Source organism: Bradyrhizobium sp. CCBAU 51745 (genome assembly GCF_028128715.1).
Lineage (GTDB): Bacteria > Pseudomonadota > Alphaproteobacteria > Rhizobiales > Xanthobacteraceae > Bradyrhizobium > Bradyrhizobium manausense.
This window is the reverse complement of record NZ_LBJP01000083.1, coordinates 123,379-147,991: the sequence shown is the minus strand read 5'-3', so window position 1 is coordinate 147,991 and position 24,613 is coordinate 123,379. Positions and strand designations below refer to the sequence as shown.

The 24,613-nt window shown below is 64.8% G+C and carries 16 protein-coding genes and 1 tRNA gene; 7 read left to right on the top strand and 10 right to left on the bottom strand.

What is annotated here, in order from left to right:
* Window positions 1-117 precede the first annotated feature (117 nt).
* Both mfd and XH98_RS24410 read right to left on the bottom strand, forming a co-directional pair.
* The gene (gene mfd / locus XH98_RS24415; protein ID WP_271620155.1) at window positions 118-3,636 is read right to left on the bottom strand and encodes a transcription-repair coupling factor; all 3,519 of its coding nucleotides are present in this window, start codon (window positions 3,634-3,636) and stop codon (window positions 118-120) included.
* On the bottom strand, window positions 3,633-3,923 hold the full coding sequence (locus XH98_RS24410) for an FAD assembly factor SdhE (protein ID WP_271601246.1): 291 nt from the start codon (window positions 3,921-3,923) through the stop codon (window positions 3,633-3,635). The genes mfd and XH98_RS24410 overlap by 4 nt, the downstream gene beginning before the upstream one ends.
* 192 nt (window positions 3,924-4,115) lie before the next feature.
* Here XH98_RS24410 and recG point away from each other — a divergent pair, with 192 nt between their 5' ends.
* Window positions 4,116-6,221, top strand: a complete 2,106-nt coding sequence (gene recG, locus XH98_RS24405; protein ID WP_271620154.1) for an ATP-dependent DNA helicase RecG — start codon at window positions 4,116-4,118, stop codon at window positions 6,219-6,221.
* Here the strand turns inward: recG and panE are convergent.
* The 4 genes from panE to glmS form a co-directional block, all read right to left on the bottom strand.
* Window positions 6,218-7,147: a 2-dehydropantoate 2-reductase gene (panE, locus tag XH98_RS24400; protein ID WP_271620153.1), complete on the bottom strand. Its 930-nt coding sequence runs from the start codon at window positions 7,145-7,147 to the stop codon at window positions 6,218-6,220. The genes recG and panE overlap by 4 nt on opposite strands.
* A 59-nt stretch (window positions 7,148-7,206) precedes the next feature.
* Window positions 7,207-8,061, bottom strand: coding sequence for an NAD(P)-dependent oxidoreductase (locus XH98_RS24395; RefSeq protein ID WP_271601243.1), 855 nt, complete (start codon window positions 8,059-8,061; stop codon window positions 7,207-7,209).
* Window positions 8,062-8,169: 108 nt separating this feature from the next.
* A complete protein-coding gene (locus XH98_RS24390; RefSeq protein WP_271601242.1) occupies window positions 8,170-8,940 on the bottom strand; it encodes a DUF502 domain-containing protein in 771 nt (256 codons plus the stop codon).
* 79 nt (window positions 8,941-9,019) lie between these two features.
* Window positions 9,020-10,846: a glutamine--fructose-6-phosphate transaminase (isomerizing) gene (gene glmS / locus XH98_RS24385; RefSeq protein ID WP_271620152.1), complete on the bottom strand. Its 1,827-nt coding sequence runs from the start codon at window positions 10,844-10,846 to the stop codon at window positions 9,020-9,022.
* A 223-nt stretch (window positions 10,847-11,069) separates the two neighbouring features.
* Here glmS and XH98_RS24380 point away from each other — a divergent pair, with 223 nt between their 5' ends.
* Window positions 11,070-11,291 carry a hypothetical protein gene (locus tag XH98_RS24380; protein WP_057755420.1) on the top strand — a complete coding sequence of 74 codons (222 nt, stop codon included), beginning with the start codon at window positions 11,070-11,072 and terminating at the stop codon, window positions 11,289-11,291.
* 6 nt (window positions 11,292-11,297) lie between these two features.
* Here XH98_RS24380 and glmU read toward each other — a convergent pair whose 3' ends face one another.
* Entirely contained in the window at window positions 11,298-12,653 is a 1,356-nt protein-coding gene (gene glmU / locus XH98_RS24375) for a bifunctional UDP-N-acetylglucosamine diphosphorylase/glucosamine-1-phosphate N-acetyltransferase GlmU (RefSeq protein WP_271601322.1), read from the bottom strand.
* A 180-nt stretch (window positions 12,654-12,833) separates the two neighbouring features.
* Here glmU and XH98_RS24370 point away from each other — a divergent pair, with 180 nt between their 5' ends.
* Both XH98_RS24370 and XH98_RS24365 read left to right on the top strand, forming a co-directional pair.
* On the top strand, window positions 12,834-14,297 hold the full coding sequence (locus XH98_RS24370) for a hypothetical protein (protein ID WP_271620151.1): 1,464 nt from the start codon (window positions 12,834-12,836) through the stop codon (window positions 14,295-14,297).
* Between the two features lie 395 nt (window positions 14,298-14,692).
* The gene (locus XH98_RS24365; RefSeq protein ID WP_027534560.1) at window positions 14,693-15,073 is read left to right on the top strand and encodes a hypothetical protein; all 381 of its coding nucleotides are present in this window, start codon (window positions 14,693-14,695) and stop codon (window positions 15,071-15,073) included.
* Here XH98_RS24365 and XH98_RS24360 read toward each other — a convergent pair.
* Window positions 15,033-16,592 (bottom strand): glycoside hydrolase family 17 protein, encoded by a 1,560-nt coding sequence (locus XH98_RS24360; RefSeq protein ID WP_271620150.1) that lies wholly within the window; start codon window positions 16,590-16,592, stop codon window positions 15,033-15,035. The genes XH98_RS24365 and XH98_RS24360 overlap by 41 nt on opposite strands.
* A 329-nt stretch (window positions 16,593-16,921) precedes the next feature.
* Here XH98_RS24360 and XH98_RS24355 point away from each other — a divergent pair, with 329 nt between their 5' ends.
* From XH98_RS24355 to XH98_RS24345, 3 genes are all read left to right on the top strand, one after another.
* Entirely contained in the window at window positions 16,922-17,518 is a 597-nt protein-coding gene (locus XH98_RS24355) for a beta-1-3, beta-1-6-glucan biosynthesis protein (protein ID WP_271601238.1), read from the top strand.
* A gap of 210 nt (window positions 17,519-17,728) precedes the next feature.
* Window positions 17,729-20,395 (top strand): glycosyltransferase, encoded by a 2,667-nt coding sequence (locus XH98_RS24350; RefSeq protein ID WP_271601237.1) that lies wholly within the window; start codon window positions 17,729-17,731, stop codon window positions 20,393-20,395.
* A gap of 314 nt (window positions 20,396-20,709) precedes the next feature.
* Window positions 20,710-20,785 (top strand) — tRNA-Lys (locus XH98_RS24345).
* 72 nt (window positions 20,786-20,857) lie between these two features.
* On the opposite strand, the gene XH98_RS24340 is transcribed toward XH98_RS24345, so the two are convergent.
* Window positions 20,858-22,498: a hypothetical protein gene (locus tag XH98_RS24340; RefSeq protein WP_271620149.1), complete on the bottom strand. Its 1,641-nt coding sequence runs from the start codon at window positions 22,496-22,498 to the stop codon at window positions 20,858-20,860.
* Between the two features lie 10 nt (window positions 22,499-22,508).
* Window positions 22,509-24,404: a hypothetical protein gene (locus XH98_RS24335; RefSeq protein WP_271620148.1), complete on the bottom strand. Its 1,896-nt coding sequence runs from the start codon at window positions 24,402-24,404 to the stop codon at window positions 22,509-22,511.
* Window positions 24,405-24,613 lie beyond the last annotated feature (209 nt).

Sequence of the window (24,613 nt, the reverse complement as noted above, 5' to 3'; positions counted from 1 at the left end):
CGAATTCGGAATCTGGCGGCTGCTTCGTCATTCCGCAAGTGGCCCTATGTCACTGTTTTCAGGCTTGGCGCGGCGCAGCCTGTATCCTGGTGCGCCGCCTCCGCAATACTACGGACGCTACGCCGCCTTCTTGCTCGTCGCGAGCTGCGCCAATTGCCGCATGATTTCCGTCGTGCCGGCAAGCCGCTCTTCCGGTGTCTCCCAATCCTGCAGGAACACCACCTTCATGTCGGGCCGTACCTTGGCGGCCTGGCCGTGGCTCTTGATGAACGACACCAGGCGATCGGGATAGGCGAAGGAATTGTCGCGGAAGGTGATGACGGCGCCCTTCGGGCCAGCATCGATCTTCTCGACATTGGCGTTTCGGCAGAACGCCTTGATCGCGGCAACCTTGAAGAGATAGCGCACCTCGTCCGGCAGCACGCCGAAACGATCGCGCATTTCGGCGCCAAAATTCTCGATCTCCTCCTCGCTGTCGAGATCGGCGAGGCGCCGATAGAGCGACAGCCGCACCGAGAGATCGCCGACATAGTCCTCCGGAATGAGCACGGGCATGCCGATGGTGATGGTCGGCGACCACCGGTCGGCGGCGGGCTCGGACACGCCGGCCTTGAGGTTGACGATCGCCTCCTCCAGCATCGACTGGTAAAGCTCGAAGCCGACCTCCTTGATGTGGCCGGACTGCTCCTCGCCGAGCAAATTGCCGGCGCCGCGGATATCAAGGTCGTGCGAAGCGAGCTGGAAGCCGGCGCCCAATGTCTCCAGCGACTGCAGCACGGTGAGGCGGCGCTCGGCCTGCGCGGTGATCTTCTGCTGCGACGGCAGCGTGAACAGCGCATAGGCCCGCAGCTTGGAGCGGCCGACGCGGCCGCGCAGCTGGTAGAGCTGGGCAAGGCCGAACATGTCGGCGCGATGCACGATCAGCGTGTTGGCGTTGGGAATGTCGAGGCCGGATTCGACGATCGTGGTCGACAGCAGGATGTCGAACTTGCCATCGTAGAACGCGGTCATGATGTCCTCGATCACGGCGGGCGGCATCTGGCCGTGCGCGACCGCGACCTTCATCTCCGGCACGTTCTTGTCGAGGAAGTCCTTGACCTCGGCGAGATCGTCGATGCGCGGCACGACGTAGAACGCCTGGCCGCCGCGATAACGCTCGCGCAGCAGCGCCTCGCGGATCATCAATGGATCGTGCGGAGCAACGAAGGTACGCACCGCAAGGCGATCGACCGGCGGCGAAGCGATGATCGAGAGCTCGCGCACGCCGGTGAGCGCCAGCTGCAGCGTGCGCGGAATCGGGGTTGCCGACAGCGTCAGCACGTGCACCTCGGAACGCAGCGCCTTCAGCCGCTCCTTGTGGGTGACGCCGAAATGCTGCTCCTCGTCGACGATGACGAGGCCGAGGTCGCGGAACTTGATCGCCTTGCCGAGCAGCGCATGGGTGCCGACGACGATGTCGACGGAGCCGTCTGCAATGCCCTTCTTGACCTGGTTCAGCTCCTTGGCCGGGATCAGGCGCGAGGCCTGCGCCACGTTCACCGGAAAGCCCTTGAAGCGCTCGGTGAAGGTCTTGGCGTGCTGGCGCGCCAACAGCGTGGTCGGCACCACGACCGCGACCTGCTTGCCCTCGAGTGCGACGGCGAACGCCGCGCGCAAAGCAACCTCGGTCTTGCCGAAGCCGACGTCGCCGCAGATCAACCGGTCCATCGGACGGCCGAGCTCGAGATCCTTGAGGGTGGATTCGATAGCGCCAAGCTGGTCCTCGGTCTCGTCATAGGGGAAGCGCGCGCAGAACTCGTCATAGAGGCCCTGCTGCACCGGCAGCTTCGGCGCCTCGTGCAGATGGCGCGCGGCTGCGATCTTGATCAGCTCGCCCGCGATCTCGCGGATGCGGTTCTTGAGCTTCGCCTTGCGGGTCTGCCAGCCGGAACCACCGAGGCGGTCGAGCTCGACATCGGTCTGGTCGGAGCCGTAGCGTGACAAGAGCTCGATGTTCTCGACCGGCAAGAACAGCTTTGTCTCGGCGGCATAATGCAGCTCGAGACAATCATGCGGCGCGCCGGCGACATCCAGCGTCTGCAAGCCGATGAAGCGGCCAATGCCGTGGTCGACGTGGACGACGATGTCGCCGGCGGTGAGGCTCGTGACTTCCGAGATGAAATTGTCGAGCTTGCGGCTGGCCTTGCGCGGCCGCACCAGGCGGTCGCCCAGAATGTCCTGCTCGCTGATGACGGCGATCTCGTCTGTCTCGAAGCCGCTCTCGAGGCCAAGCACGGCGAGCATGGTCTCGTTGCGCGGCGTCGCCTGCACCGTGCGCCAGGAATTGACGCTGGTGGTGTGGGTCAGCTTGTGGTCGCGCAGCATCGAGGTCATGCGGTCGCGCGAGCCTTCGCTCCACAGCGCGATCACGACCTTCTTGCGCTGGGCCTGCAAGGCCATCACATGCGCGACGACGGACTCGAAAACGTTGACCTTGGAGTCGTTACGTTCAGGCGCAAAATCGCGGCCCTTGCGCGCGCCGGCATCCACGACGCTGGTGCCGTCGGCCGGCACCGAGAATGCGGTCAGCCGGATCAGCGGGATATCGCGTTCGCGCTTGCCCCATTCCTCCTCGGTCAGATAGAGCCTATCAGGCGGCAGCGGCTTGTAGATGGCGCCCCCGCCCGGATGCTCCATCGCATCGCGGCGCGCCTCGTAATAGTCCTGGATCTGCTTGAAGCGCTCGCGGACGGCGTCCTCGGCCTGCGGCTCGATCGCGACGGCGGCACCTTGCAGATAGTCGAACAGCGTATCCATCCGGTCCTGGAACAGCGGCAGCCAGTGCTCCATGCCGGGATGGCGGCGGCCTTCGCTGACCGCTTCATACAGCGCATCATCGCGCTCGGGCGCGCCGAATTCGGCGACATAGCCCATGCGGAAGCGGCGGATCGTGTCGGTGACGAGCTGGAATTCCGAGATCGGCACCAGATCGAGCGAACGCATGTCGAGCAGCGTGCGCTGCGTCTCGGCGTCGAACGAACGGATCGATTCCAGGCTGTCGCCGAAGAAGTCGAAGCGAACAGGCTGCTCGAGACCGGCCGGAAACAGATCGAGGATGCCGCCGCGCACGGCATATTCGCCGGGCTCGCGCACGGTGGACGACCTGACGTAGCCATTGTGCTCGAGCCAGGCGACGATGGTGTCCATCGGCACGACGTTGCCAGGCGCAACCGACAGCGCCTGCGCCGCAACCAGCTCGCGCGCGGGCACGCGCTGCACGACGGCGTTCACCGTTGTCAGCACGATCAGCGGCTTGTCGCTGCCGGTGAGCGCGGCGAGCCGGGCCAGCGTGGTCAGGCGCTGCGCCAGAATGCCGCCGTGCGGCGAGACGCGGTCATAGGGCTGGCAGTCCCAGGCCGGAAAGGTCAGCACCGGCAGGTCGGGCGCGAAGAATTGCAGCGCGCGTTCGAGCTGCTGCATCCGCCCGCCGTCGCGGCAGACCACCGCGAGGCTGACAGCCGGCTGCTTCGGCCGTGCCGCGATCGCGCGCGCCAGATCGGAGACGATAAGGCCTTCGGCCCCCTCGGCGACGTTGGCAAGCGTCAGCGCGCGGCCGGGCGTAAGCAGCTCGGCCGGTGATTTCATTCCTTGCTTCATAAATTGCCGTCCGCGATCGGATAGGCCTTGATGCGGGCGAACAGCGCGCCGGTGACATCTTCTGGCAGCAGCTTGTCACCGGTGATGGCGGCATAGAGATCGGGATCGTTGACCTCGAGCAGGGTCTCGAGCTCGGTCAGCTCCTCGTCCGTGAGGTTGCCGATCTCGGCATCCGCGAAGCGGCCGAGGATCAGGTCCATCTCGCGCGTGCCGCGGTGCCAGCAGCGGAACAGAAGCCGCTTGCGGCGATCGTCCAGCCCGTCGCTCGATCGTGTCGTTCCCGTCATGTCTCAAATCCAGTCAAACGCCGAAAGCCCGGACGTGCCGGGCCGGGGTGATATAGCCATTGGAACTGGCTGTGTCAGCCCTTTGTTATTGCAATTGTTTGGAGACCGTCATTGCCGGGCTTGACCCGGCAATCCATCGTCATTGAAAGATGGATGCGCGGGTCAAGCCCGCGCATGACGAATGTTGCGAGAATGCGCCCCAGCCTGCTCAATCCGCTGTTTGCTCCCGTGACCAGCCTGCCCGGCGTCGGTCCGAAGCAGGACAAGCTGCTGCAATATCTGCTCAGCCGGAGCGAGACGCCGCGGCTGGTCGACCTGCTCCTGCATCTGCCGAGCCAGGTCATCGACCGCCGGGCGCGGCCGAAGATCCGCGACGCCAGCGTTGGAACCATGGTGACGCTGGAGGTCACCGTCGAGCGCCACCGCCCGCCTCCGCCGCGCAATGCGCGCGCGCCGTATCTCGTCTACGCCAGCGACGATACCGGCGACGTCGTGCTGACGTTCTTCCGTGCCAAGCCCGGCTATGTCGAAAAGCTGCTGCCCGTGGGCGAAAAGCGCTACGTCTCCGGCACGCTGCAGATGTATGACGGCATCCCGCAGATCGTCCATCCCGACCGCGTGCTGGACGAGGAAGCGATCGCAAAACTCTCCGGGATCGATCCCGTCTATCCGCTCACCGAGGGTCTCGCGCTCGGCTCGCTCCGCCGCGCCATTGCGCAGGCCTTGCAGAAGCTTCCGGCCTTGCCGGAATGGATCAGCCCGGATGTGCTGCGCCGCTGCAATTTCCCGCCTGTGACCGAAGCGCTCCATCGCGTGCACCAACCGGTCGAGTTGACGGACATCCTGCCCGATCAGCGCTTCTGGTCGCGCCTGGCCTTCGACGAGTTGCTGGCCGGCCAGCTCGCGCTCGCTCTGATCCGTGCGCAGTTGCGGCGGCCTGCCGGCGTGCGCAACGCCGGCGATGGGCATCTGCGCAACAAGATCATCGACGCCCTGCCCTACGCGTTGACACCTTCCCAGCGCAATGCCGCCGCGGCCATCGCCGACGACCTGAAGCAGCCCGTGCGCATGCTGCGTCTGCTCCAGGGCGACGTCGGCTCGGGCAAGACGGTGGTGGCGCTGCTGGCCGCCGCGGCCGTTGCCGAGGTCGGCAAGCAGGCCGCGTTGATGGCCCCGACGGAAATTCTCGCGCGCCAGCACATCAAGACCATTGCACCGCTGGCCGAGCGCGCCGGCATGCGGGTGGCGATCCTCACCGGCCGCGAAAAAGGCAAGGAGCGGCGCGAGATCATCACCCAGCTCGCCGAGGGCGAGATTGATCTGCTCGTCGGCACCCATGCGCTGATCCAAGACGACGTCGTCTTCCATGGTCTGGCCCTCGCCATCGTCGACGAGCAGCACCGCTTTGGCGTCCGCGAGCGGTTGGCGCTGACGTCAAAGGGCGAAGCCGTCGACGTTCTCGTGCTGAGCGCAACGCCGATCCCGCGCACGCTGGTCCTCACCTATTTCGGCGACATGGACATCAGCGAGCTCCGCGAAAAACCCGCCGGCCGCCAGCCGATCGACACCCGCGCGGTCGCCATGAGCCGGCTCGGTGAGGTCATGGATGGCGTCGGCCGCGCGCTCGACTCCGGTAAGCTGGTCTACTGGATCTGCCCGCTCGTCGAGGAATCCGAGGCAGAGGGCACCGAGCATCTCACCAACGCAACGAAACGTTTCGACAGCCTGCAAAAGCGTTTCGGCGATCGTGTCGGTCTGGTTCATGGCCAGATGAAAGGCACCGAGAAGGATCGTGTCATGGGCCAGTTCGCAGCCCACGAGATCGGCCTTCTGGTCGCGACCACCGTCGAGGTTGGAGTCGACGTGCCGGCCGCCACCATCATGGTGATCGAGAATGCCGAGCGCTTTGGCCTCGCCCAGCTGCACCAGCTGCGCGGCCGCATCGGCCGCGGCTCGGAGGCCTCGACCTGCATTTTGCTTTACAGCGAGCCGCTCGGCGAAATGTCGAAGGCGCGGCTGAAAGTGATCCGTGAGACCACCGACGGCTTTCGCATCGCCGAGGAGGACCTGAAACTCCGCGGCGAAGGCGACGTGCTGGGCGTCCGCCAGAGCGGCCTGCCCGGCTACCGCATCGCGCGCTCGGAGGTGCACGGCCAGCTCATCACGCAGGCGAGAGACGAGGCGCTGCGCATCATGAAGGACGATCCGAAACTGAAGGGCGAGCGCGGCGAAGCGCTGCGCTGCCTGCTGTATCTCTACGAGCGGGACGAGGCGATCCCGCTGATCGGGGCGGGTTAGCTCGCCGCTCGCCGCCGCCCGACTTCATAGGCCGCCACATGCGCTCGCGCCAGATCCAGCAGCGGCGTGTCGACATTCAGCTTGCGGGCCCGGTTGGCCATATCACCCAGGATATGCTCGGACTCGGTAATCGAGCCGCGCTCGATGTCGCGCAGCATCGAAGCCTTGAGCGGCGAGTCCAGGGTCGTGAACAGTTTTCGGTCAAACTCGATGAACGGGGCGCGCGGCTCGAAACCCGAGGCGGTCGCAACAGTGCAGCATTCCGCGAACAGGCGGAAGATCGATTGCTCGCCGTTCGGCACAGCCAGGATGTCGCCGATGCTGGCGCGCATCAGGCAGGTAATGCCGGCGAGCGTCGAGAGCTGGACGAACTTCTCCCACATGTCCTGCATGATCGCTTCGCTGGCGCGCACGTCGATCCCAGGGACCTGGAACAGCTTCTCCAGGGCAAGCGTGCGCTCACTCAGCGAACCCTCGGTTTCCCCGAAGACGATGGTCTGATTGGCCATGAACTGAACGACACGGCCATCCACATCGAGCCCGGCGCTGACATTGGCGAGCCCACCGAGAACGGGCTCAGCACCGAACCGCGCCGTCAGGGCGTCGATGTGTTTCAGCCCGTTCAGGATCGGCAGTATCATCGTGCTCGGGCCAACGGCCGGGGCAAACTGGCTCATGGCGTCGTCGAGCGAATAGGCCTTCACGCCGAGGAGCACGACGTCGAAGGGCTCGCTGAGCTCGTTCGCCATCAGGATCTTCGGCTGCACGGCAAAGTCGCCGTGCGGGCTTTTGATCCGCAATCCATCCCGCCGCAATTGCTCGGCGCGCCCGGCCCGCACCAGAAAGGTCACGTCGGCGCCCGCTCGGACCAGGCAAGCTCCGTAATAGCCGCCGAGCGCTCCTGCGCCGATCACCAGCACTCTCATCTGAACTCCTGTGCCATGTTCCCGGCAGGCCAAAGCTTTGGCCGCCGAACAAGTGAAGATCAGGCCTTCTTTGCAGCACCGGTCGCGAACGCCTTCAGGAGCGACGCATCGACTGCCTCGCCTTTGGCATCGGCGGCCAGATGCTCGAACCATCTGGCAAAGCCTTCGTAGATCTGGCTCGCCGGATGATCGGGCCCGAGGAAGCCCGATATCTCTTGCATCTCCGCGACCCAGCGATAGGCCTTCGGGATCATGTCGGGCAGCGCGACCTCGAGCCGGGCCAGGATCGCGGGCTGGCTGAGCGCGAGCTCGTCGTGCAGTGCATCGGCGGCCCCCGCCTTGGTCGCCGCGATCACCATGGCCGAGCCGATGCCGGCGAGGCCCTTGACGATGCCAGCATAGGACATTTTTAGCGCAGAGGCAGCACCCACCGGACCTTCGACGATGCGGATGTCGAGCCCGAAATCCTTGAGCACGGCGAGATCCCTGGCGTGCTCGCCGGACATGTAGAAGGCGGGGCTCTTGCCGCCCGGCTGCGGCGGGAAGCCGATGATGCCGCCATCGACGAAGGGCGCCTGCGCCGAGCCGATGATCTCCTCGATCCGCTTCACCGTGTCGACATTGACGGCGTTGCAGTCGACCACGACCGGCTTCTTGTCGCGCTTCACAATCAATGCGGCCAGCCGCTCCGCCAGCCTCTCCGCCTCGCCCGGCGGCACGATCGAGAGAATGATATCGGCATCCGCGATCGCATCGTCCTCGGCGCCGATCATGCCGGCATCCGCCGCGCGCTTCAGCGTCGCCTCGCTGCGTCCCTTCAAAGACGTCAGCACGCGCGCGCCGTTCTCGCTCAGGCGACGGGCCACCGCGCTGCCCATGGCCCCGGGCGCGAGGATCGCAATGGTCGTTGGCATCGGGGGCACTCCAGTTCGACGTCCGAGCGCTGCGCTCGGTCCGACCGGAACAATAGCAGAGGACGCGAACGCCAGCGTGACCGCAGGCCATCCCGCCGGGGAATAGCCCTACTCCGCCTTCGCAGGCTCAGGCTGGAGCGTGGAGGCATTGGCAATGCGCGCGGCATTGGCCATGCCCGCGAGCGCGGCGGCCTTCTTCGGGTCGGGTGCCGAGCCGGGCTGCACCACGCCGGCGGACATGATCAGCGTTGCGGCATCCTCGGCGGTGAGGTCGACCTCGATGATCTTGCTCTTGGGCACGTAGAAGAAGAATCCGGTGGTCGGGTTCGGCGAGCACGGCAGAAACACCGAGACATGTTCGTCCTGCCCTGGCAGGCTGCGCGAGATCTCTTCGTTCGGCGATTGCGAGATCAGCACGATCGACCACATGCCGGGCGAAGGAAACTCGACCAGGCCCACTTTGCGGAAGCTCGAACCCTTGCCCGAGAACAGCGTCTCGAACACCTGCTTCAGGCCGCGATAGATGGCGCGCACGGCCGGGATCCGGCCGAGGAAAGTCTCGCCGACATCGACCAGCGTGCGGCCGATCAGGTTCGCCGCGAGGAAGCCGACCAGCGTCAGCGTGAAGAATGCGACAATCAGTCCCCAGCCGGGAACGCCGTAAGGAAGATAGGTTTCCGGCCGGTAGGCCTGCGGCACGAAGGGTCGCACCACGCCGTCGACCCAGGTGACGAACCACCAGACCAGATACAGCGTGATTGCAATCGGACCGGTGACGATCAGCCCGGTCAGGAAATAATTGCGAAAACGGCCCATCAGGCCGGTATGCGGTTCCGGGATGGGATCAAGTGGCGCAGGCGCGTCGTCGCGGGGGGTCATTCGGGTTCCAGGTCGGTCGCTTCGTCCAAGCTAGGGGCTTCTAGCAGGTTTTGGAAGAGTGCGACGTGATCCCTTCTGCCTATTCCACGGTCACCGATTTCGCGAGGTTGCGCGGCTGATCGACGTCGGTGCCCATCACCACAGCCGTATGATAGGCCAGCAGCTGGACCGGAACGGCGTAGACCATCGGAGTGAAGGCCGCGGCCATGTCGGGCAAGACGATGGTGACGAGCGAATTCACCGTCGCTTCCGCCGCACCCTTGGCGTCCGTCATCAGGATGATGTTGCCGCCGCGGGCGGCGACCTCCTGCATGTTGGAGACGGTCTTCTCGAACACGCGATCGTAGGGCGCGATGACGACAACAGGCATGGTCTCGTCGATCAGCGCGATCGGGCCGTGCTTGAGCTCTCCGGCGGCATAGCCCTCGGCGTGGATGTAGGAGATTTCCTTCAGTTTCAGCGCGCCTTCGAGCGCCAGCGGGAAGCTGGTGCCCCGACCGAGATAGAGCACGTCCCGGGATTTTGCGATCCGGTGCGCGAGCTTCTCGATCTGAACCTCATTGGTGAGCGCATCCGACATCAGACGCGGGATCTCGACGAGGCCGTGAACGAGCCTGGTTTCGTCCTCATCGGACAATACGCCGCGCGCTTTGCCCGCGGCAATGGCGAGGTTTGCCAGCACCATGAGCTGGCAGGTGAAGGCCTTGGTCGAGGCGACGCCGATCTCGGGGCCGGCCAGCGTCTGCAGCACGGTCTCGCTCTCGCGCGCGATGGTCGAGGTCGGCACGTTGACGATGCCGATGGTGTGCGCGCCCTCCGCCTTGGCGTAGCGCAGCGCCGCCAACGTGTCGGCGGTCTCGCCGGATTGCGAGATGAAGATCGCTAGATCGCCCTTCCGCAGCGGCGCTTCGCGGTAGCGGAACTCGGAGGCGACATCGACCTCGACCGGCAGGCGCGCAAAGCGCTCGAACCAGTATTTGGCGACGATGCCGGCATAGCTCGCGGTGCCGCAGGCCGTGATGTTGATGCGCTGGATATCCTTGAAGTCGAACGGCAGCTTGACCGGCAGCGAGACGCGCTCGGTCGCCATGTCGACATAGCGCGCCAGCGTGTGGCCGACCACTTCCGGCTGCTCGTGGATCTCCTTCGCCATGAAATGGCGGTAGTTGGCCTTGTCGACCAGCGAGGTCGAGGCGGCGTGCTTGATCTTGTCGCGTTCGACGGCCTTGCCGTCCTTGTCGAAGATCGTGGCGCTCTTGCGGGTCAGCACCACCCAGTCGCCATCCTCGAGATAGCTGATCGTGTCGGTGAACGGGCCGAGCGCGATCGCATCCGAGCCAAGATACATCTCGCCGTCGCCATAGCCGATCGCGAGCGGCGGCCCGTTGCGGGCGCCGATCATGAGGTCGTCGTCGCCGGCGAAGATGAAGCCGAGCGCGAAGGCGCCGCGCAAGCGCGCCAGCGTCAGCTTGACTGCTTCCACCGGCTTGCTGCCGCGCGTCAGGAGATCGTCGACGAGGTGCAGCACGATCTCGGTGTCGGTCTCGGTGTGGAACACCGTGCCCTTCGTCTCGAGTTCCTCGCGCAGCTCGCGGAAATTCTCGATGATGCCGTTATGCACGACCGCGACGCGATCGGTCGCATGCGGATGGGCATTGTTGACGGTCGGCTTGCCGTGGGTGGCCCAGCGGGTGTGACCGATGCCGGTGGTGCCCAGAAGCGGCTCAGCTTCCAGCCGCTTCTCCAGGTTCTTCAGCTTGCCCTCGGCGCGGCGGCGCGCGAGGTGCTTGCCTTCGAGCGTGGCGACGCCCGCGGAATCGTAGCCGCGATATTCGAGACGTTTGAGCGAATCCACCAATTGCTCCGCAACCGGCTCGCGCCCGAGAATGCCGACAATCCCGCACATGCGGATCAATATCCCCCAAATCGTCGAAAAATCGCCTAAACGACGCGTTCGGTTTTTAGCCAAGTTCCTAAGGAACCAGATACTCAACAATTATGACCGATTGCGACAAGCGTCCGCTGACGGCAATCCCGGGTCCCGTATCGATGTGACCGGCTTTTAACCTCGCACATTAACCCGACGTCAAGAAGTTTGGCCAACGATTCCCGCCCAGGAGATCAAGGCCATGAAAGCCACCACGTCCGACCGCAAAGGCCGGTCATCGCTGTATATTCGTGCCAGTGAGACCTCCGGCACGCACCTAGCGCATTGGCCGCCGCCCCAGCGCGGCAAGGAAAGCAAGCCTGTCTTCATCAAGCATCCCGAAGGCGAGCCGATCAAGCGCGCCAAGCCGCGCGGCTGGCGCCTGACGCGCGCGATCTTTTCCGAATTCGCCGACGACGAATAACGCGTCTTATTTTTCAGCCTTCTTCCCGCCGCTCTTCATCTCGCGATAGCGCGCCGCGCCGCCTTCCCTGATGGTCTGCTGGCTGCGCTCGAGCGCCATCGCATCGTCAGGCACATCTTTCGTGATCACAGAACCCGAGCCGATATAGGCGCCGTTGCCGATCTTGACCGGGGCGACCAGCGAGGAATTGGTGCCGACGAAGGCGCCCTGTCCGATCACCGTCTTGTGCTTCTTGAAGCCATCATAGTTGCAGGTGATGGTGCCGGCGCCGATGTTGGAGGCGGCACCGACGGTGGCATCGCCAATGTAGGAAAGATGGTTGACCTTGACGCCGGCCTCGAGCGTCGCCGCCTTGGTCTCCACGAAATTGCCGATCCGCGCGCCGTCGCCGAGCGACGTGCCGGGCCTGAGCCGCGCATAGGGCCCGACCGAAACCTTCTTGCCGAGCGTGGTCTCGACGATATGCGAGAAGGAATGGATCACGGTGCCGTCGGCGATCGAGACGCCGGGGCCGATCACCACGAACGGCTCGATGGTGACGTCCTTGCCGAACACGGTGTCGGCGGCGAGAAAGACAGTTTCGGGGGCGATCAGCGTCACGCCCGCATCCATCGCGGCCTTGCGCAGCCGCGTCTGCATCACGCCCTCCGCTTCCGCAAGCTGGGCCTTGGTGTTGATGCCGCGCACTTCGTCCTCGCTGGTTTCGATCACCACGGACTCCCATCCATTGTCGTTGGTCACGCCGACCGCATCGGGTAGATAATACTCGCCCTTGGAATTCGCATTGCCTATTCTGTCGAGGATCGCGAGCGCGCGGCGGCCGTCGATCGCCATCACCCCGGCATTGCACAGATCGATCTTGCGCTCATCAGTGCTGGCATCGGCATGCTCGCGGATCGCCACCAGGCGATTGCCCTCGACGATGAAGCGTCCGTAGCCTGTTGGATCCTTGGCGCGGAAGCCGAGCGCGGCGATCGCGGCCCCGCCGGCAAGCGGCGCGCGCAGCCGCGCAAAGGTCTCGGCCGAGATCAGTGGCGTATCACCGAAGGCGATCAGGACGTCATCCACGCCGCGCGCAATCGCCTTTCGCGCCGCCAGCACCGCATGCGCCGTGCCGAGCCGCTCGGCCTGCACGAAGATGAGCGCATCGGGGCGGATACGCTTGGCCTCGTCCGCGACCGCCTGATGATCGGGGCCGATCACGACCGCAAGCGCTGTGCCGGTTCCCTGCGGAGCGGCGCCAAGCACATGGGCGAGTAACGACTGGTGAGCGACGGAATGCAGCACTTTCGGCAGGTTCGATCGCATGCGCGTGCCCTCGCCGGCGGCGAGCACGATCGTGAGGCTGGAGCGGATGGTCATCGCAATCCTGTCAAATACGGCCGAATCGATCATCACATCGGCGGGCGGCACGCCGACGCCGCCTGAGCTTTCAGCCTTGCTACCCCCGCAAACGCCCGGAATTCAAGTGCGCGTGGGTTTTCCTGTTAATGTTCCTTGATTGATTCGGGGAAGCCAGACAGGGCTGGGCACTTAACGTTCATGGCAAGGGATTCCGACCCACTGGCGGATGCCTTCGGCGACAAGGAGACCGGCGGGCTGTTCTCCGGACTTTTGGCCGAGGAAGGCGCGTTCGATCGTCGTTTGCTGTGGCGGCTGGGCTCGTGGGGCGTCGCCGCGGTCGGCGCCGTCGTGGTCGCCGTGATGGCCAACCAGGCCCAGCTCGGCTGGCGGCGCGACCAGGTCGCCTCCGCCGACCTCGCCCGCCAGTCCGACCAGATTCAGGTGCTGACCAAGCAAATCCAGCTCGAAGCCCGCCGCCTCGCCTCCGCGATCGAGACGCTGAACACCGATCGCGACCGGCTCTATTCGCGCGTCACGGTGCTCGAGCAGGGGCTCGATTCCGTCACAGGCGCCATCGCCAAGCAGAACGCGACATCGCAGCCAGCGCCAGCCTCGAAGCCGCAGGACGTTCCCGTCGCCGCTGCACAGCCCCCGGCCCCGGCACCGGAGGTCGCACCGGTTGCCTCGACGGCCGCCTCGCTGGTCGACAGGCCGCGCGTCACGTCCGCCAAGGAGCCCAAGGACGTCGCGAACAAGGACAGTTCGAGCAAGGACAGCTCGAAAGAGGCTGCGAAGGATCAGCCGAGCCCGTCGCCACAGACAGCGGCTGCCGCCTCGCTGGTTCAGCAGGCGCCGGTAACGCCATCGGCAGCGCCGATGCTTCCGCTGCTGCCATCGAAGTCGATCATGGCACCGCCCGATCCTGCCGCGTCGAAACTGATCCAGCCGGAGCCAGCCGAGAAGGCCGCCGACAAGAAGCCCGAGCCGGCGCCAGCTCCGACCGAAGTCGCAGCAGCCAAGCCAGCTGAGGCGATAGAAGCCGAGGTCCCCGCCATCGCTGTTCAGCAGACGCGCTTTGCCATCGAGCTCGGCGGTGCGAATTCGGTCGACGGCTTACGCGCGCTCTGGCGCGGGCTGAGCAAGTCCAACCCCGAGATCGCCGCACTCCGGCCCATCATCATGATCAAGGAAGGCACGAACGGTCTCGGCATGCAGCTCCGCCTCGGTGCAGGTCCCCTGATCAACGCCGCCGCCGCGGCAAAGCTCTGTGCGGGCCTTGCCGAAAGCGACCGCCATTGCGAGACCACGGTGTTCGACGGCCAGCGCCTGTCGATGCGCGGAGGCTCGGACAAATCCCAAGAAAAGTCCCAAGAGAAATCCCAAGACAAATCCCAAGACAAATCCCAAGAGAAATTCCAGGAGAAATCCCAGGACAAGGGGTCGGAGAAGAACTCCGAGAAGGCGCAAGACTCCGTGCCGCAAGCCGAGACGGCCCCCGCGCCCGCGCCGACCGCCAAGCCCGACAAGCATCGCCGCAGCTACTCCTCCAAACGCTCAAAGCGCGAGGAGCCGGCGCCCGCGCCGCAACCAGCGCCGGCCGCAGCCAAGCCACCGGAGACGGCGTCGGCGGGATCGACGATATCATCCTTCTTCAGGCGATAGGGCTATCAGGACGCTTGATTCATGAGCCGGAGCTCAGCGTCGCGTGAGCGACGCGTTCGGCTAAAAGGCCGTCAGCTGGCTGATCTTGATCACCGCACAGATGATCATGCCCCACAGCGCAAAATTGATCTGCAACGCTTCAGTCATTGCCAATCCTCTCGCGTCCTCCTCAGCGCGCTCTGGAACGAGGGTGATCCGCTCCTGATCGAATCAGCAGTCACGCTCGGCGCGTTCACGTCGAACGTTAGGCCGGGTCGAAACTTTCGCAAATCCGTATCGCTACGGTTCCGAGGCGCGGAGTGCAGCAAAAAAGCCAGCGACCCGAGGGATGCCCCCGGTGTAAAAATGCCCCGCCCCCTGTTGCTCCCTCCCGCCATCCCGACCATATTGCCGGCATGACAAAGAAGCCGTTTCGCCTCACGCCCTATCAGGTCCAGTTTCTCATCGTCGTCGGGTTCGTCACCGTCGGCTGGGCGCTCTATGTGCGCTATCTCGCGATCGAGTTCTCGCAAGTCGCGCTCGCATGCGACGCCGGCCTGCAGACCATGATCTGCAAGGCGCGCTCGGTGTCGACGTCGCTGTTCAAGAACTCGGTGTTCGGCATCGTCGCGCTTGTCATCGCCACGCTGAACCTGATGCGGCCTTCGATCGTGCTGCTCACACTCGGCGTCGTCGCAGCCGGCCTCGGCATCGTGCTCTACAACATCGTGCTGTCGGGCCTTGCAATCGGCCTGCTCATCCTTGGCTTTGCTCGGCCCGCGCCCGCCACAGCGTGAGCGCGAACAAGAGATAGATCGCGCAGGTCCACATCGCCTGCCAATTGTCGCGGCCTTCGTTCAGAAGCACGTAGACCGCCGACACCGCCAATAGCCCCGCGAACACCGCTTCCGCGATCGGCCGCGCGCCGATCTGCGGCCGGTTCAACATCAAGAGCGCGAACGGCACCACCGCCATCGTCAGCGAGGCATAGGGGAAGTCGCGGTAGCGCGGATCGAACACGAAGCCGAGCGCGGTCTCGGCCGCGATCACCGCCGTCACCGCCAGGGTCAGGCCGAGCACGGCCGAAAGCTTCGACCATTTGCGTCCCTCGCGCGGCCCGAGCAGGTCGAGGAAGCTCGGCAGATTGCGACCGATCACAAGCGCCTGCGCGCAGAAGATCGGCGAGAAGATGCCGGCGAGCAGCAGCGCGCCCCATTGCAGCCAGCCACCCCAGCCATAGCTCTCGTAGTACATCTTGTCGGCGGCGATCCCGAGCAGGATGCCCGCCGATGTCGCGGAGATGCCGACGGCGAGCCAGGCCGAGAAGCGCGGCGTCCAGGGCCGGCGCCGCAGCGTGATGAGGGCGACCGCGAACACCAGCACGCTGAGGCCCATGCCTGACCCCATGTACCATTTCCAGAGGGGGAAATTGCTGATCGGCTCGCCCGGCGGATATTTCAGCTGGCGCCGCACGGAATCGAGCAGACCCCAATAGCCGCCGACGGTGCCTTCCAGCCGCCGCTTCCATGGCTGGTCATAAGCCTCGATGAGATTGACGCGAAACTTCAGCGTCTTCGCAAGCGCCAGAATCTCCGAGACGACGCGCGCCTGGTTGGTGCGCGACGGCAGCGCGCCTTCGCGCATGCGGCCCTCGCTCGGCCAGCCGGTTTCACCGATCAGGATTTCCTTGTCAGGGAACGCCACCGCCATCCGCTCGCGGATCGCCTCGACATGGGACGAGGCGAATTTCGCCTTCACCGGCATGTCCTCCCAGTAAGGCAGGATGTGAATGGTGACGAAGTCGACGGCGTCATAGACCTCGCGGTTCTTCAGCCAGTATTCCCAGACGTCGGCATAGGTCACGGGCACGGTGACCTGCGCCTTCACCGAGCGGATGATCGCGATGAGATCCTGCGTCGTCATCTCGCCGCGCAGCAACACCTCGTTGCCGACGACGAGCGCGGAGATGGTGTTGGGGAATTCCTTGGTGAGGCGGACCGCGGTCGCCACCTGCGCAAAGTTCTTGGCACGGTTGCTGCCGAGCCAGATGCCCTGGATCACCTTCAGCCCGCCGACCTTGGTCGCAACCGCCGGCACCTGGTCGAGCCCGTTCTCAATGGAGTAGGTGCGGACGCAGTCGGTGATCTCCTTGAGCTGGCGCAGATCCTGCTCGATCTGGTCGGCCTCGATCTGAGTCCACGCGTTCAACGGCGTCTGCTCGCCGCGGAACGGCGCATAGGAGACGCATTGGACCTTGTCATTGGGATCGATGGGGGCGCGCGCGAGCGTGATCGGCGTGGCAAGCCACCACCACACGGCAGCGATCGCACCCAGTGAGACGAGCAGGAGCGCCAGTGGCGTACGAAGTGAAATTTGTTCCGTCCTCCGCGAAGGGTCCGTCGATTACCCGCTCGCACGCCGTCTGCCAAGGGGGGACCGGGGCCGCACGCGCCCTCTCCCCGACGAATTAGGCTGCGGCGGTTCGACCATTCCCTAGGATCGTGACTTTGCTGGACAAAAATCCAAATACAGGCCAATGGATTTCGCGGGACTTTTCCGCCGCATTGGAGACCCATTTGGACGCCATCACGACCGGCGTCCGCGAGGTCCTCCCGCGGGCGGACGGCTGAGACATTGGGGAATTCATGCGGCGACGGGTGTTCGAGTTACGAAATGCGGTCCTGCGGCAGTTCGCCGCCTCGTTGGCCGTTTCCTCCCTTGTCCTTCTGGCCGGCCTCGACGGTGCCTCCGCCCAGAGCGGGACGCCCGCCCCCGACCAGGGCAAGGCCGCTGCCCAGCCTGCCGACGCCGCCAAGGACGCCACCGCCCAGAACCAGCGCCGCACCGACGAATTCGCCGAGGCCGCCCAGGCCATCAACGGGCCGGCCGGCAATCCCGAATGCGTCTGGCTCGGCCGGCGTGTGGTGCGGCTGATGTGGCGGGATGACCTCGATACCGCGTTCCGCCATCTCGACCTTTATGATCGCTTCGGCTGCCCCGGCGGCCACATCCAGGCTGCGTTCCGCTGCCTGACCCGCTTCGGCGCCCAGATCGATCCCAAGGTCGCCGAGACCCTGGACAGCCGCGTCCATGCCTGCTGGATCAATCCAGCCGCCCAGCCGCAGCAGGCGGCGGCTGCAGCCTCCCAGCCTCCGGCGCCCACGACCGGCAATTCGCAGCCACCCCAGCCGCCCGCGAGCCCGGCACCTGCGGCAAGCCCCTCGCCCGCGCCCCAGAAATAGCCGCGATCGTTTCACCTGTCGTTCAGGAACGATCGGCGATAGCTGGGGTTGGCACTGCCGCTCCGAAAAGGCCATGCCCTCATAAGGACATGAGGCCATGACAGTTGAGAAACCGCGCGGCAGAGGTATGCTCCCTTTGCCGCGGACTCGGTCGGATCTCGGGGTCGGATCCGCAGCCCTGCCATTTCAGCCCCTATTGGTTTAGCCGCGATGCGCGTTGTCGCCGCCGTTCTGTTGCTCGTGTCCGTCCTTCACGCCGGCATCTGGGGAGTCCTGCGCGACCGGGAACCCGCGCCTGATTTCAAGGGCCTGTTGCCGAGCGTCTCCTACGCGCCGTTCGAGGGCTCGGCCCATCCTGATATCGACAACATTCCGACCATCGAGAAAATCCGCTCAGACCTGAAGACGCTGTCGACGATGACGCGCGCAATCCGCCTCTATTCGTCGACGGGCGGTGTGGAGCTGGTGCCGCCGATCGCCGCCGAGTTCGGCCTCAAGGTCACCGTCGGCGCCTGGATCGACAAGGACCCGGATCGCAACGAGCGCGAGATCAAGGCCGCGATCGAGCTCGCGCGCAAGAACAGCAACGTCAACGGCGTCGTCGTCGGCAACGAGGTGATCTACCGCGGTGAGCAGAAGGTCGAAGACCTCATCGAGATGATCAAGAAGGTGAAGAGCGCGGTGCGCGTGCCCGTCACCACCGGCGAGATCTGGAACATCTGGCGCGACAATCCCGACCTTGCCTCCAACGTCGATTTCATCGCCGCGCACGTGCTGCCCTATTGGGAGAACTTCCGCTCGGACCAGGCGGTCGATCAGGCCGTCGACCGCTACAACCTCCTGCGCAACCTGTTCCCGGGCAAACGCATCGTGATCGCCGAGTTCGGCTGGCCGAGCGCGGGCTACAATTTGCGCAACGCCGACCCGGGCCCGTTCCAGCAGGCGCTGACGCTGCGCAACTTCGTCAGCCGTGCCGAAGCCATGGGCATGGAATACAACATCGTCGAAGCGATCGATCAGCCCTGGAAATATTTTGAAGGCGGCGTCGGTCCGTACTGGGGCATCCTCAACGCCAGCCGCGAGCCGAAATTCGCCTGGACCGGCCCGGTCGAAAACCCTGATTATTGGAAGCTGATGACGATCGCGCTCCTGGTCGGCATCCTGATGTCGTTGCCGATCCTGCGGCTGGAGCAGCCGACCGCAAAACAGGCCTTCCTGCTGTCGGCCACGGCCAACGGCGTCGGCGCCTGGGCCGCGACCGTGTTCGCATTCTGGAACGGCCATTATTTCATCTTCGGCTCGGCCTTCGCGCTGACGCTCGGCATGATTCTCCTCGTTCCTCTCGTCCTCATCGCGATGGCCCGCATCGACGAGATCGCGGCCGTCGCCTTCGGACGGCCGCCGCAGCGGCTGCTCACCAAGGGCAAGGCGATCGAGAACGTGCCGGAGAATTACTATCCGAAGGTCTCGATCCATATCCCTGCGTATTACGAGCCGGTCGAGATGCTCAAGCAGACGCTCGATGCGCTGTCGCGGCTCGACTATCCGAACTACGAATGCGTCGTGATCATCAACAACACGCCGGACCCGGCGTTCTGGCAGCCGATCCAGGATCATTGCCGCGCGCTCGGTGAGCGCTTCAAGTTCATCAACGCCGAGAAGGTGCAGGGCTTCAAGGCCGGCGCGCTGCGCATCGCCATGGACCGCACCGCCGTTGACGCCGAGATCATCGGCATCCTCGATGCCGACTATGTGGTCGAGCCCGACTGGCTCAAGGACCTCGTGCCAGCCTTCGCCGATCCGCGCGTGGGCCTGGTGCAGGCGCCGCAGGAGCATCGCGACGGCGACCTCTCGATCATGCACTACATCATGAACGGCGAATATGCCGGCTTCTTCGACATCGGCATGGTCCAGCGCAACGAGCTCAACGCCGTCATCGTGCACGGCACGATGTGCCTGATTCGCCGCGCCGCGATGGACATGGCCGGCGGCTGGTCATCCGACACGATCTGCGAGGACTCCGATCTCGGCCTTGCGATCCAGGAGCTCGGCTGGACCACCCACTACACCAATTATCGCTACGGCAAGGGGCTGCTGCCCGACACCTACGAGGCCTTCAAGAAGCAGCGCCACCGCTGGGCCTATGGCGGCCTGCAGATCGTGAAGAAGCACTGGCGGCAGTTCCTGCCCGGACGGAGCCGGCTGACGCCCGACCAGAAGCGCGAATACGGCCTTGGCTGGCTCAACTGGTTGGGAGCCGAAAGCCTCGGCGTGGTCGTGGCGCTGCTCAACCTCGTCTGGGTGCCGATCGTCGCCTTCGCCGACATCGCCATTCCCGACAAGATCCTGACGCTGCCGATCATCGGCGCCTTCATCGTCTCGCTCGCGCACTTCCTGTCGATGTATCGCGCCCGGGTCGCGATCAAGCCCGGCCAGATGCTGGGCGCCATGATCGCCGCGATGAGCGTGCAATGGACGGTGTCGCGCGCAGTCGCGCAGGGCCTGATCACCGAACACATTGCGTTCGCCCGCACCTCCAAGGGTGGCCTCTCCAGGATGTCGATCGAGTTCCAGGCGTTCTGGGAGGCCGTGATCGGTGTCCTGCTTCTGGTCGGCGCCGGCGTGCTGATCGCCTCCAACTCTTTCCGGCAGATCACCGAGATCTATATCTTCGCCGGCGTGCTGGTGCTGCAGAGCCTGCCGTTCCTGGCCGCGGTTGCGATCGCGATCCTCGAGCTCAGCCGCATCAACTCGTTCCAGTTCTGGCGCGACAGCGCGATCCGCACCGCCGAGCTGATCGGTCTCCGCCCCGTCGCCCTGCCGGGGCCAGGCAACGCGCAGGCCGTGCCGAGCGAGGTGCAGCGGGAGGCGAACTGAGGGGGCGGATCGGCACCCGCTCCCCCCGCGAATGAAAGTTATGAGGTGTTTGGGCGTGGATGACGCCCCGCCAAACAGGTTCAAAACCTCGGCCTAAGCGGTGGAATCGCCAAGCAAATCCCCGCCTCTGCCGCGTGTTTTGGCAGCCAGCCTCGCTATTGACCTCAGCGCCCCATCCCCCTACACAGCGCGGGCCGAAAGCATGATCCGGAAACAGCCGGTTTTCCCCGCGACGCAAACTGAAGCGCAGCGGCAAGACATGCTTCTCGAATGTCCGAAGACGATGGCGATCTCGCAGCCATCAGCGGCCATGGGAGCGCGTAGCTCAGCCGGTAGAGCACGTGACTTTTAATCACGGGGTCCTGGGTTCGAGCCCCAGCGCGCTCACCAAGCTGAAATCGCTATTGATAATTTGACTCCGAGTGTCACAGCGGGGCTCGATTGTTGGAATGCCTCGCCCCCTCACCGCTGCGCCTCAAAGCTGCCGCGCACCTTCGCGCAGGCGAGCCCGACCGTGTAGACGTGGATCCCCTCGATCACGCAATGGTCGGGATGGAGCGACAGGAGCCCGATCGCATTCGCGTCGTCGAGTGCCGTGGCCGAGCGGACGACGATACAGGGATAGTCCGCCGCGAGCTTCGCATAGCTCTCAGGACGGAAGTTGTTCTTGAGGACGTGCGTATAGGTGTTGTGGTCCAGCAGCGGCACTGTGAAGGCGCTGGCGTAGGCCGCCGAAAACCTCTCTCGCATCGCCTGGTCGCCCCAGAGCTGCAAGGTCATGTCCCAGCCGTGGTTCATGTCGTTCTCCGGCGCGCGCACGAACATGCCGGAAACATTGGCGCAGGCGGGTCCGGCCGCGAGGACGGCCTTCGAGAGCCTCGCCCCGACCGCGTTCAGGGCCGACCATTCCCGCGCAAGAGCGCTGGCCCCGATCAGCGTCGTCACGCTTGTGACGGCGCACAGGCAGCCCGCCAGCAGGCTCGGCGCGATCGGCCGCAGCGTCGGCACCAGCCGCCTGAGCTGCACCAGGACCAGCACCAGCCCCCCCCCGGTCTGGACCCACGGGACCAGCATGTAGTGAAGCGCAAAATGCTTCGACGTCGCCACAAGGTGCGCAGCATAGATCAGCGCGGCGGCGCCGAGCGTCAGGCTGAGCGGATCGCGCCAGCTCCGGGTCCTGACGCTCCAGGTCAGCGCCGTGCCCGCAGCCGCCATGTAGACCCCGAACACGAGCGGCGCGGCTTTGATGATCTCGGCCATGTTCGACCAGAACGATGCGAAGTCAATGAACCCGCGCTCGCCCTCGCCATACTGTCCTTTATGCGTGGCGATCTGCGCCAGCCATCCGAAGCCGCGCGTGATCGTTCCCGGATTGAAGATCAGATTGAAGCCGATAAACCCGACCGCACCGGAAATCGCGGCGGCAACGAACGCGCGCCTGTTTCCGAGCAGGCACACGGCGAAAAGGGCCTGCGGGAGATAAAGATATTTGGTCGAGAACCCCAACGCGAAGATCACCCCCGCGACGACACCGAGGCCGGTTGCCGGCGGCTTCTCGTCGAGCGCAGTCTTGATCACGATCGCGATCCCGAATAGTGCGATCGCCGCCAACAGGCTTTCCGGAGCGAGCATCGTCTGGAGGTGAAACACTTCGGGATGCACGAACGCGCCGGCCTGAAACAGCATCGCAGCGATCGCGCTCTGCGTCGTCCGTCCGACAATGAGCCCGCCTGCAAGCAGCGCGCCGGCAAGCACCAGCGCCTCGCTGGTTCGCGCTGCCCATGTGATCGCATCGTAATGCTTGAACCCGAACGCGACGATGTCCTCGGCCCGCGACATCAGGCCCCACACCCTGATGATCAGCTCGACGAGCAGCGTCGTCGTCGTTCCCGGATGGTCGAACTTCATCGAGCCGTATCCGGCGGCCGCCACGAGTCCGTTCATCGTGTAGGCCGATTCCGGATCGACCGGAAGACCCCAGACGGCCTGCCACGACGAATAGAGCAGCGTCGCCGCCAGGTAAAGCGACGGCAAGATAAGGATGAGTAGAGTCCTGGTCGACTGGCGAATGCGCACGTCTGGGAAAGAGGGAGTGTCAGACATGTACCGTGCTTCAAGTTTGGCCTGAGCGAACGAAGCACCGGACACCGGCACCGGCGCCGACAGGCTTTTCGACAAAGCCCGCGTCACGCATCCAGCGTTCCCGATCTGTCGTGACCGTGGCCGGATACAGGATCAGCAGAATCGGCCGGTCTGGGTGTGCGGCCAACGGGGCCGACGACGCACGGAAGAAATCATCCGGAGTGATCCTCAGACATTTCTCGGAGCCGCGGTTGAAATGAAAGGCGCAGGCCCAGCGCCATTCGGAGAAGATCATCAGGCGCGGACCAAGCTGCTGCATGAACGACAGCATCGGCTCGACCGGCCCGGGTTCTTCCGCCGCCAGCATTCGCAGCTCGATTGCGTTTTGCCGCTGGTGCATCCGTTCGGCGGTGAAGGTCATGCTGGCGCCAATGACCAGGGCCGACGCGACCGCGACAATAGTTGCGGCCAGACCATGTCGACTTGCGTAACCGCGGTTTGCCGCCGGGGGCTGCGGTTCTGATGCAAGACAAGACAGGGGGCGCTCCCGCGCGCTCGCGAAGCGCCGCAGTAACACGCCCGCGCCGGCGCTGGACGTCAGCGCGTACAGCGGCAGCGCCAGCGCGAGATTGCGCCGGTCATAGCTGAAATACACCGCCCATAAAGTGCTGAACGGAATATTGACGGCGAGCAGGATCCAGCGATAGCGCGCATTGAACAACACTGCGACATTGAGGGCAATGAAGCCCGCCAATCCAATCCCGATCACCGCGAACCTGCTAAAGCCGAGCAACGCGTAAACAAAGGCAATGGCGTCGACGGCGCGCGTCAGCTGGCTGCGGTTTTCATAGATGCCCTCGAACAGGTAGCCGAGTTCCGAGCTGTTGCTGCCATTGCGGATGGTCACGAAGGCATAGACGTAGATCGGAGCGCACAGCGCGATGGCCAGCGCCGTCCGCCAGGTCAGGCCGAGACCTTCCATGAACACGGGCGCCAGTCGCCGCTTTTCCTCGTAGGTCCAGCACAGGCACAGCAGCGGCACGGCGCCGATCATGTAGAGGCCGACCTGCTTGGTCATGGCCGCGCCGCTGGCCAGCAGCAAGGCCAGCGCAATCGCGCGCGGCCGCTCGTGCGACGAAGCGAACAGCAGAATAGTGACCGTGCTGAGCAGAGCAAAGAACGCGACCGGGACATCGATGAAATCCTGCACGGATGTGCCGCCGATGCCCCACCGCATCAGGACGAACGCGATCGGAATGCTCAGCAGCAGAACGAAATCGCGCGAGCGCACCGCGACGAAAGCCAGCGTCTCGAACGTCAGCAGCCAGAACACGAACTTGAACGAGGAAGAGAAGAACTCGACGGTCGAGTCGCCCATCAAGACATAAGGAACCGACCACAGCTGTGGGATGAGCTGGGGGTAGTGGTAAATCCGGTTCGGCAGCCGGTTCGCCGCCCAGTCCAGCGCCCACAAATTCCACTGTGCCACCGGATCGTAGCCGACCAGGATCGATCCGAACGAGGCGGCCAACAGGTTTAGCGTGTAGAGGAAAACCAGAACGGCGGCCAGACAGCTCACAAGCGGCAACGGCTGCAGGCGGCCGCCGGGCGGCTTCACGGCATTGCAAAGCCCGCACCATGACGCGCGAGCGCCCGTGGCAACCCTATCGAAGGCGAGCCTGCTGTCCTGGATCAGGGTTGCCAATGCCGCCGCCACCACGGCGCCGGCAATCACGCGGGCGACGGCCGTCGTGTAGAAGCCGAACCAGACCGCGGTTTCGACCATGACGCCGCTCGCGATCACGCTCAGGGCGAACGGGCCGGCCAGCGGCGGCAGCAGCCGCTCGATGCGAAATGCGCGGACGATCAGATAGCCGGGAGCAAAGGCCCCGAAGATGTAGCCGACCGCGCCCCAAAAGAATGTCATGGCAATCCAAGGCCGGCCCCGTGCCGGTCGGGAAGGGAGTTGCGTGCGCTTTAAGCAAATCAGCCCGGTCGCGGCAAGGCGGCTTCAGTTCGCGCCATCCGGATCGGCGGCGGTGCCGCGTCACTGTTTGCCCAGAACAACGAAGCCGTAGCCGGCGCGGGCCGAAAGCATGATCCGGAAACAGCCGGTTTTCCCCGCGACAAGCCAAA

What these genes read in the sequence shown, in the direction of transcription:
- glmU (WP_271601322.1), bottom strand. Translation starts at nt 12,653, where the DNA reads ATGACCATCCGCTCCAGCCTCACGATCGTGCTCGCCGCCGGCGAGGGC.
- XH98_RS24370 (WP_271620151.1), top strand. Translation starts at nt 12,834, where the DNA reads ATGGCAAGGGATTCCGACCCACTGGCGGATGCCTTCGGCGACAAGGAG.
- mfd (WP_271620155.1), bottom strand. Translation starts at nt 3,636, where the DNA reads ATGAAGCAAGGAATGAAATCACCGGCCGAGCTGCTTACGCCCGGCCGC.
- XH98_RS24350 (WP_271601237.1), top strand. Translation starts at nt 17,729, where the DNA reads ATGCGCGTTGTCGCCGCCGTTCTGTTGCTCGTGTCCGTCCTTCACGCC.
- XH98_RS24355 (WP_271601238.1), top strand. Translation starts at nt 16,922, where the DNA reads ATGCGGCGACGGGTGTTCGAGTTACGAAATGCGGTCCTGCGGCAGTTC.
- XH98_RS24380 (WP_057755420.1), top strand. Translation starts at nt 11,070, where the DNA reads ATGAAAGCCACCACGTCCGACCGCAAAGGCCGGTCATCGCTGTATATT.
- XH98_RS24340 (WP_271620149.1), bottom strand. Translation starts at nt 22,498, where the DNA reads ATGTCTGACACTCCCTCTTTCCCAGACGTGCGCATTCGCCAGTCGACC.
- recG (WP_271620154.1), top strand. Translation starts at nt 4,116, where the DNA reads ATGCGCCCCAGCCTGCTCAATCCGCTGTTTGCTCCCGTGACCAGCCTG.
- panE (WP_271620153.1), bottom strand. Translation starts at nt 7,147, where the DNA reads ATGAGAGTGCTGGTGATCGGCGCAGGAGCGCTCGGCGGCTATTACGGA.
- XH98_RS24365 (WP_027534560.1), top strand. Translation starts at nt 14,693, where the DNA reads ATGACAAAGAAGCCGTTTCGCCTCACGCCCTATCAGGTCCAGTTTCTC.
- XH98_RS24410 (WP_271601246.1), bottom strand. Translation starts at nt 3,923, where the DNA reads ATGACGGGAACGACACGATCGAGCGACGGGCTGGACGATCGCCGCAAG.
- XH98_RS24335 (WP_271620148.1), bottom strand. Translation starts at nt 24,404, where the DNA reads ATGACATTCTTTTGGGGCGCGGTCGGCTACATCTTCGGGGCCTTTGCT.
- XH98_RS24395 (WP_271601243.1), bottom strand. Translation starts at nt 8,061, where the DNA reads ATGCCAACGACCATTGCGATCCTCGCGCCCGGGGCCATGGGCAGCGCG.
- XH98_RS24390 (WP_271601242.1), bottom strand. Translation starts at nt 8,940, where the DNA reads ATGACCCCCCGCGACGACGCGCCTGCGCCACTTGATCCCATCCCGGAA.
- glmS (WP_271620152.1), bottom strand. Translation starts at nt 10,846, where the DNA reads ATGTGCGGGATTGTCGGCATTCTCGGGCGCGAGCCGGTTGCGGAGCAA.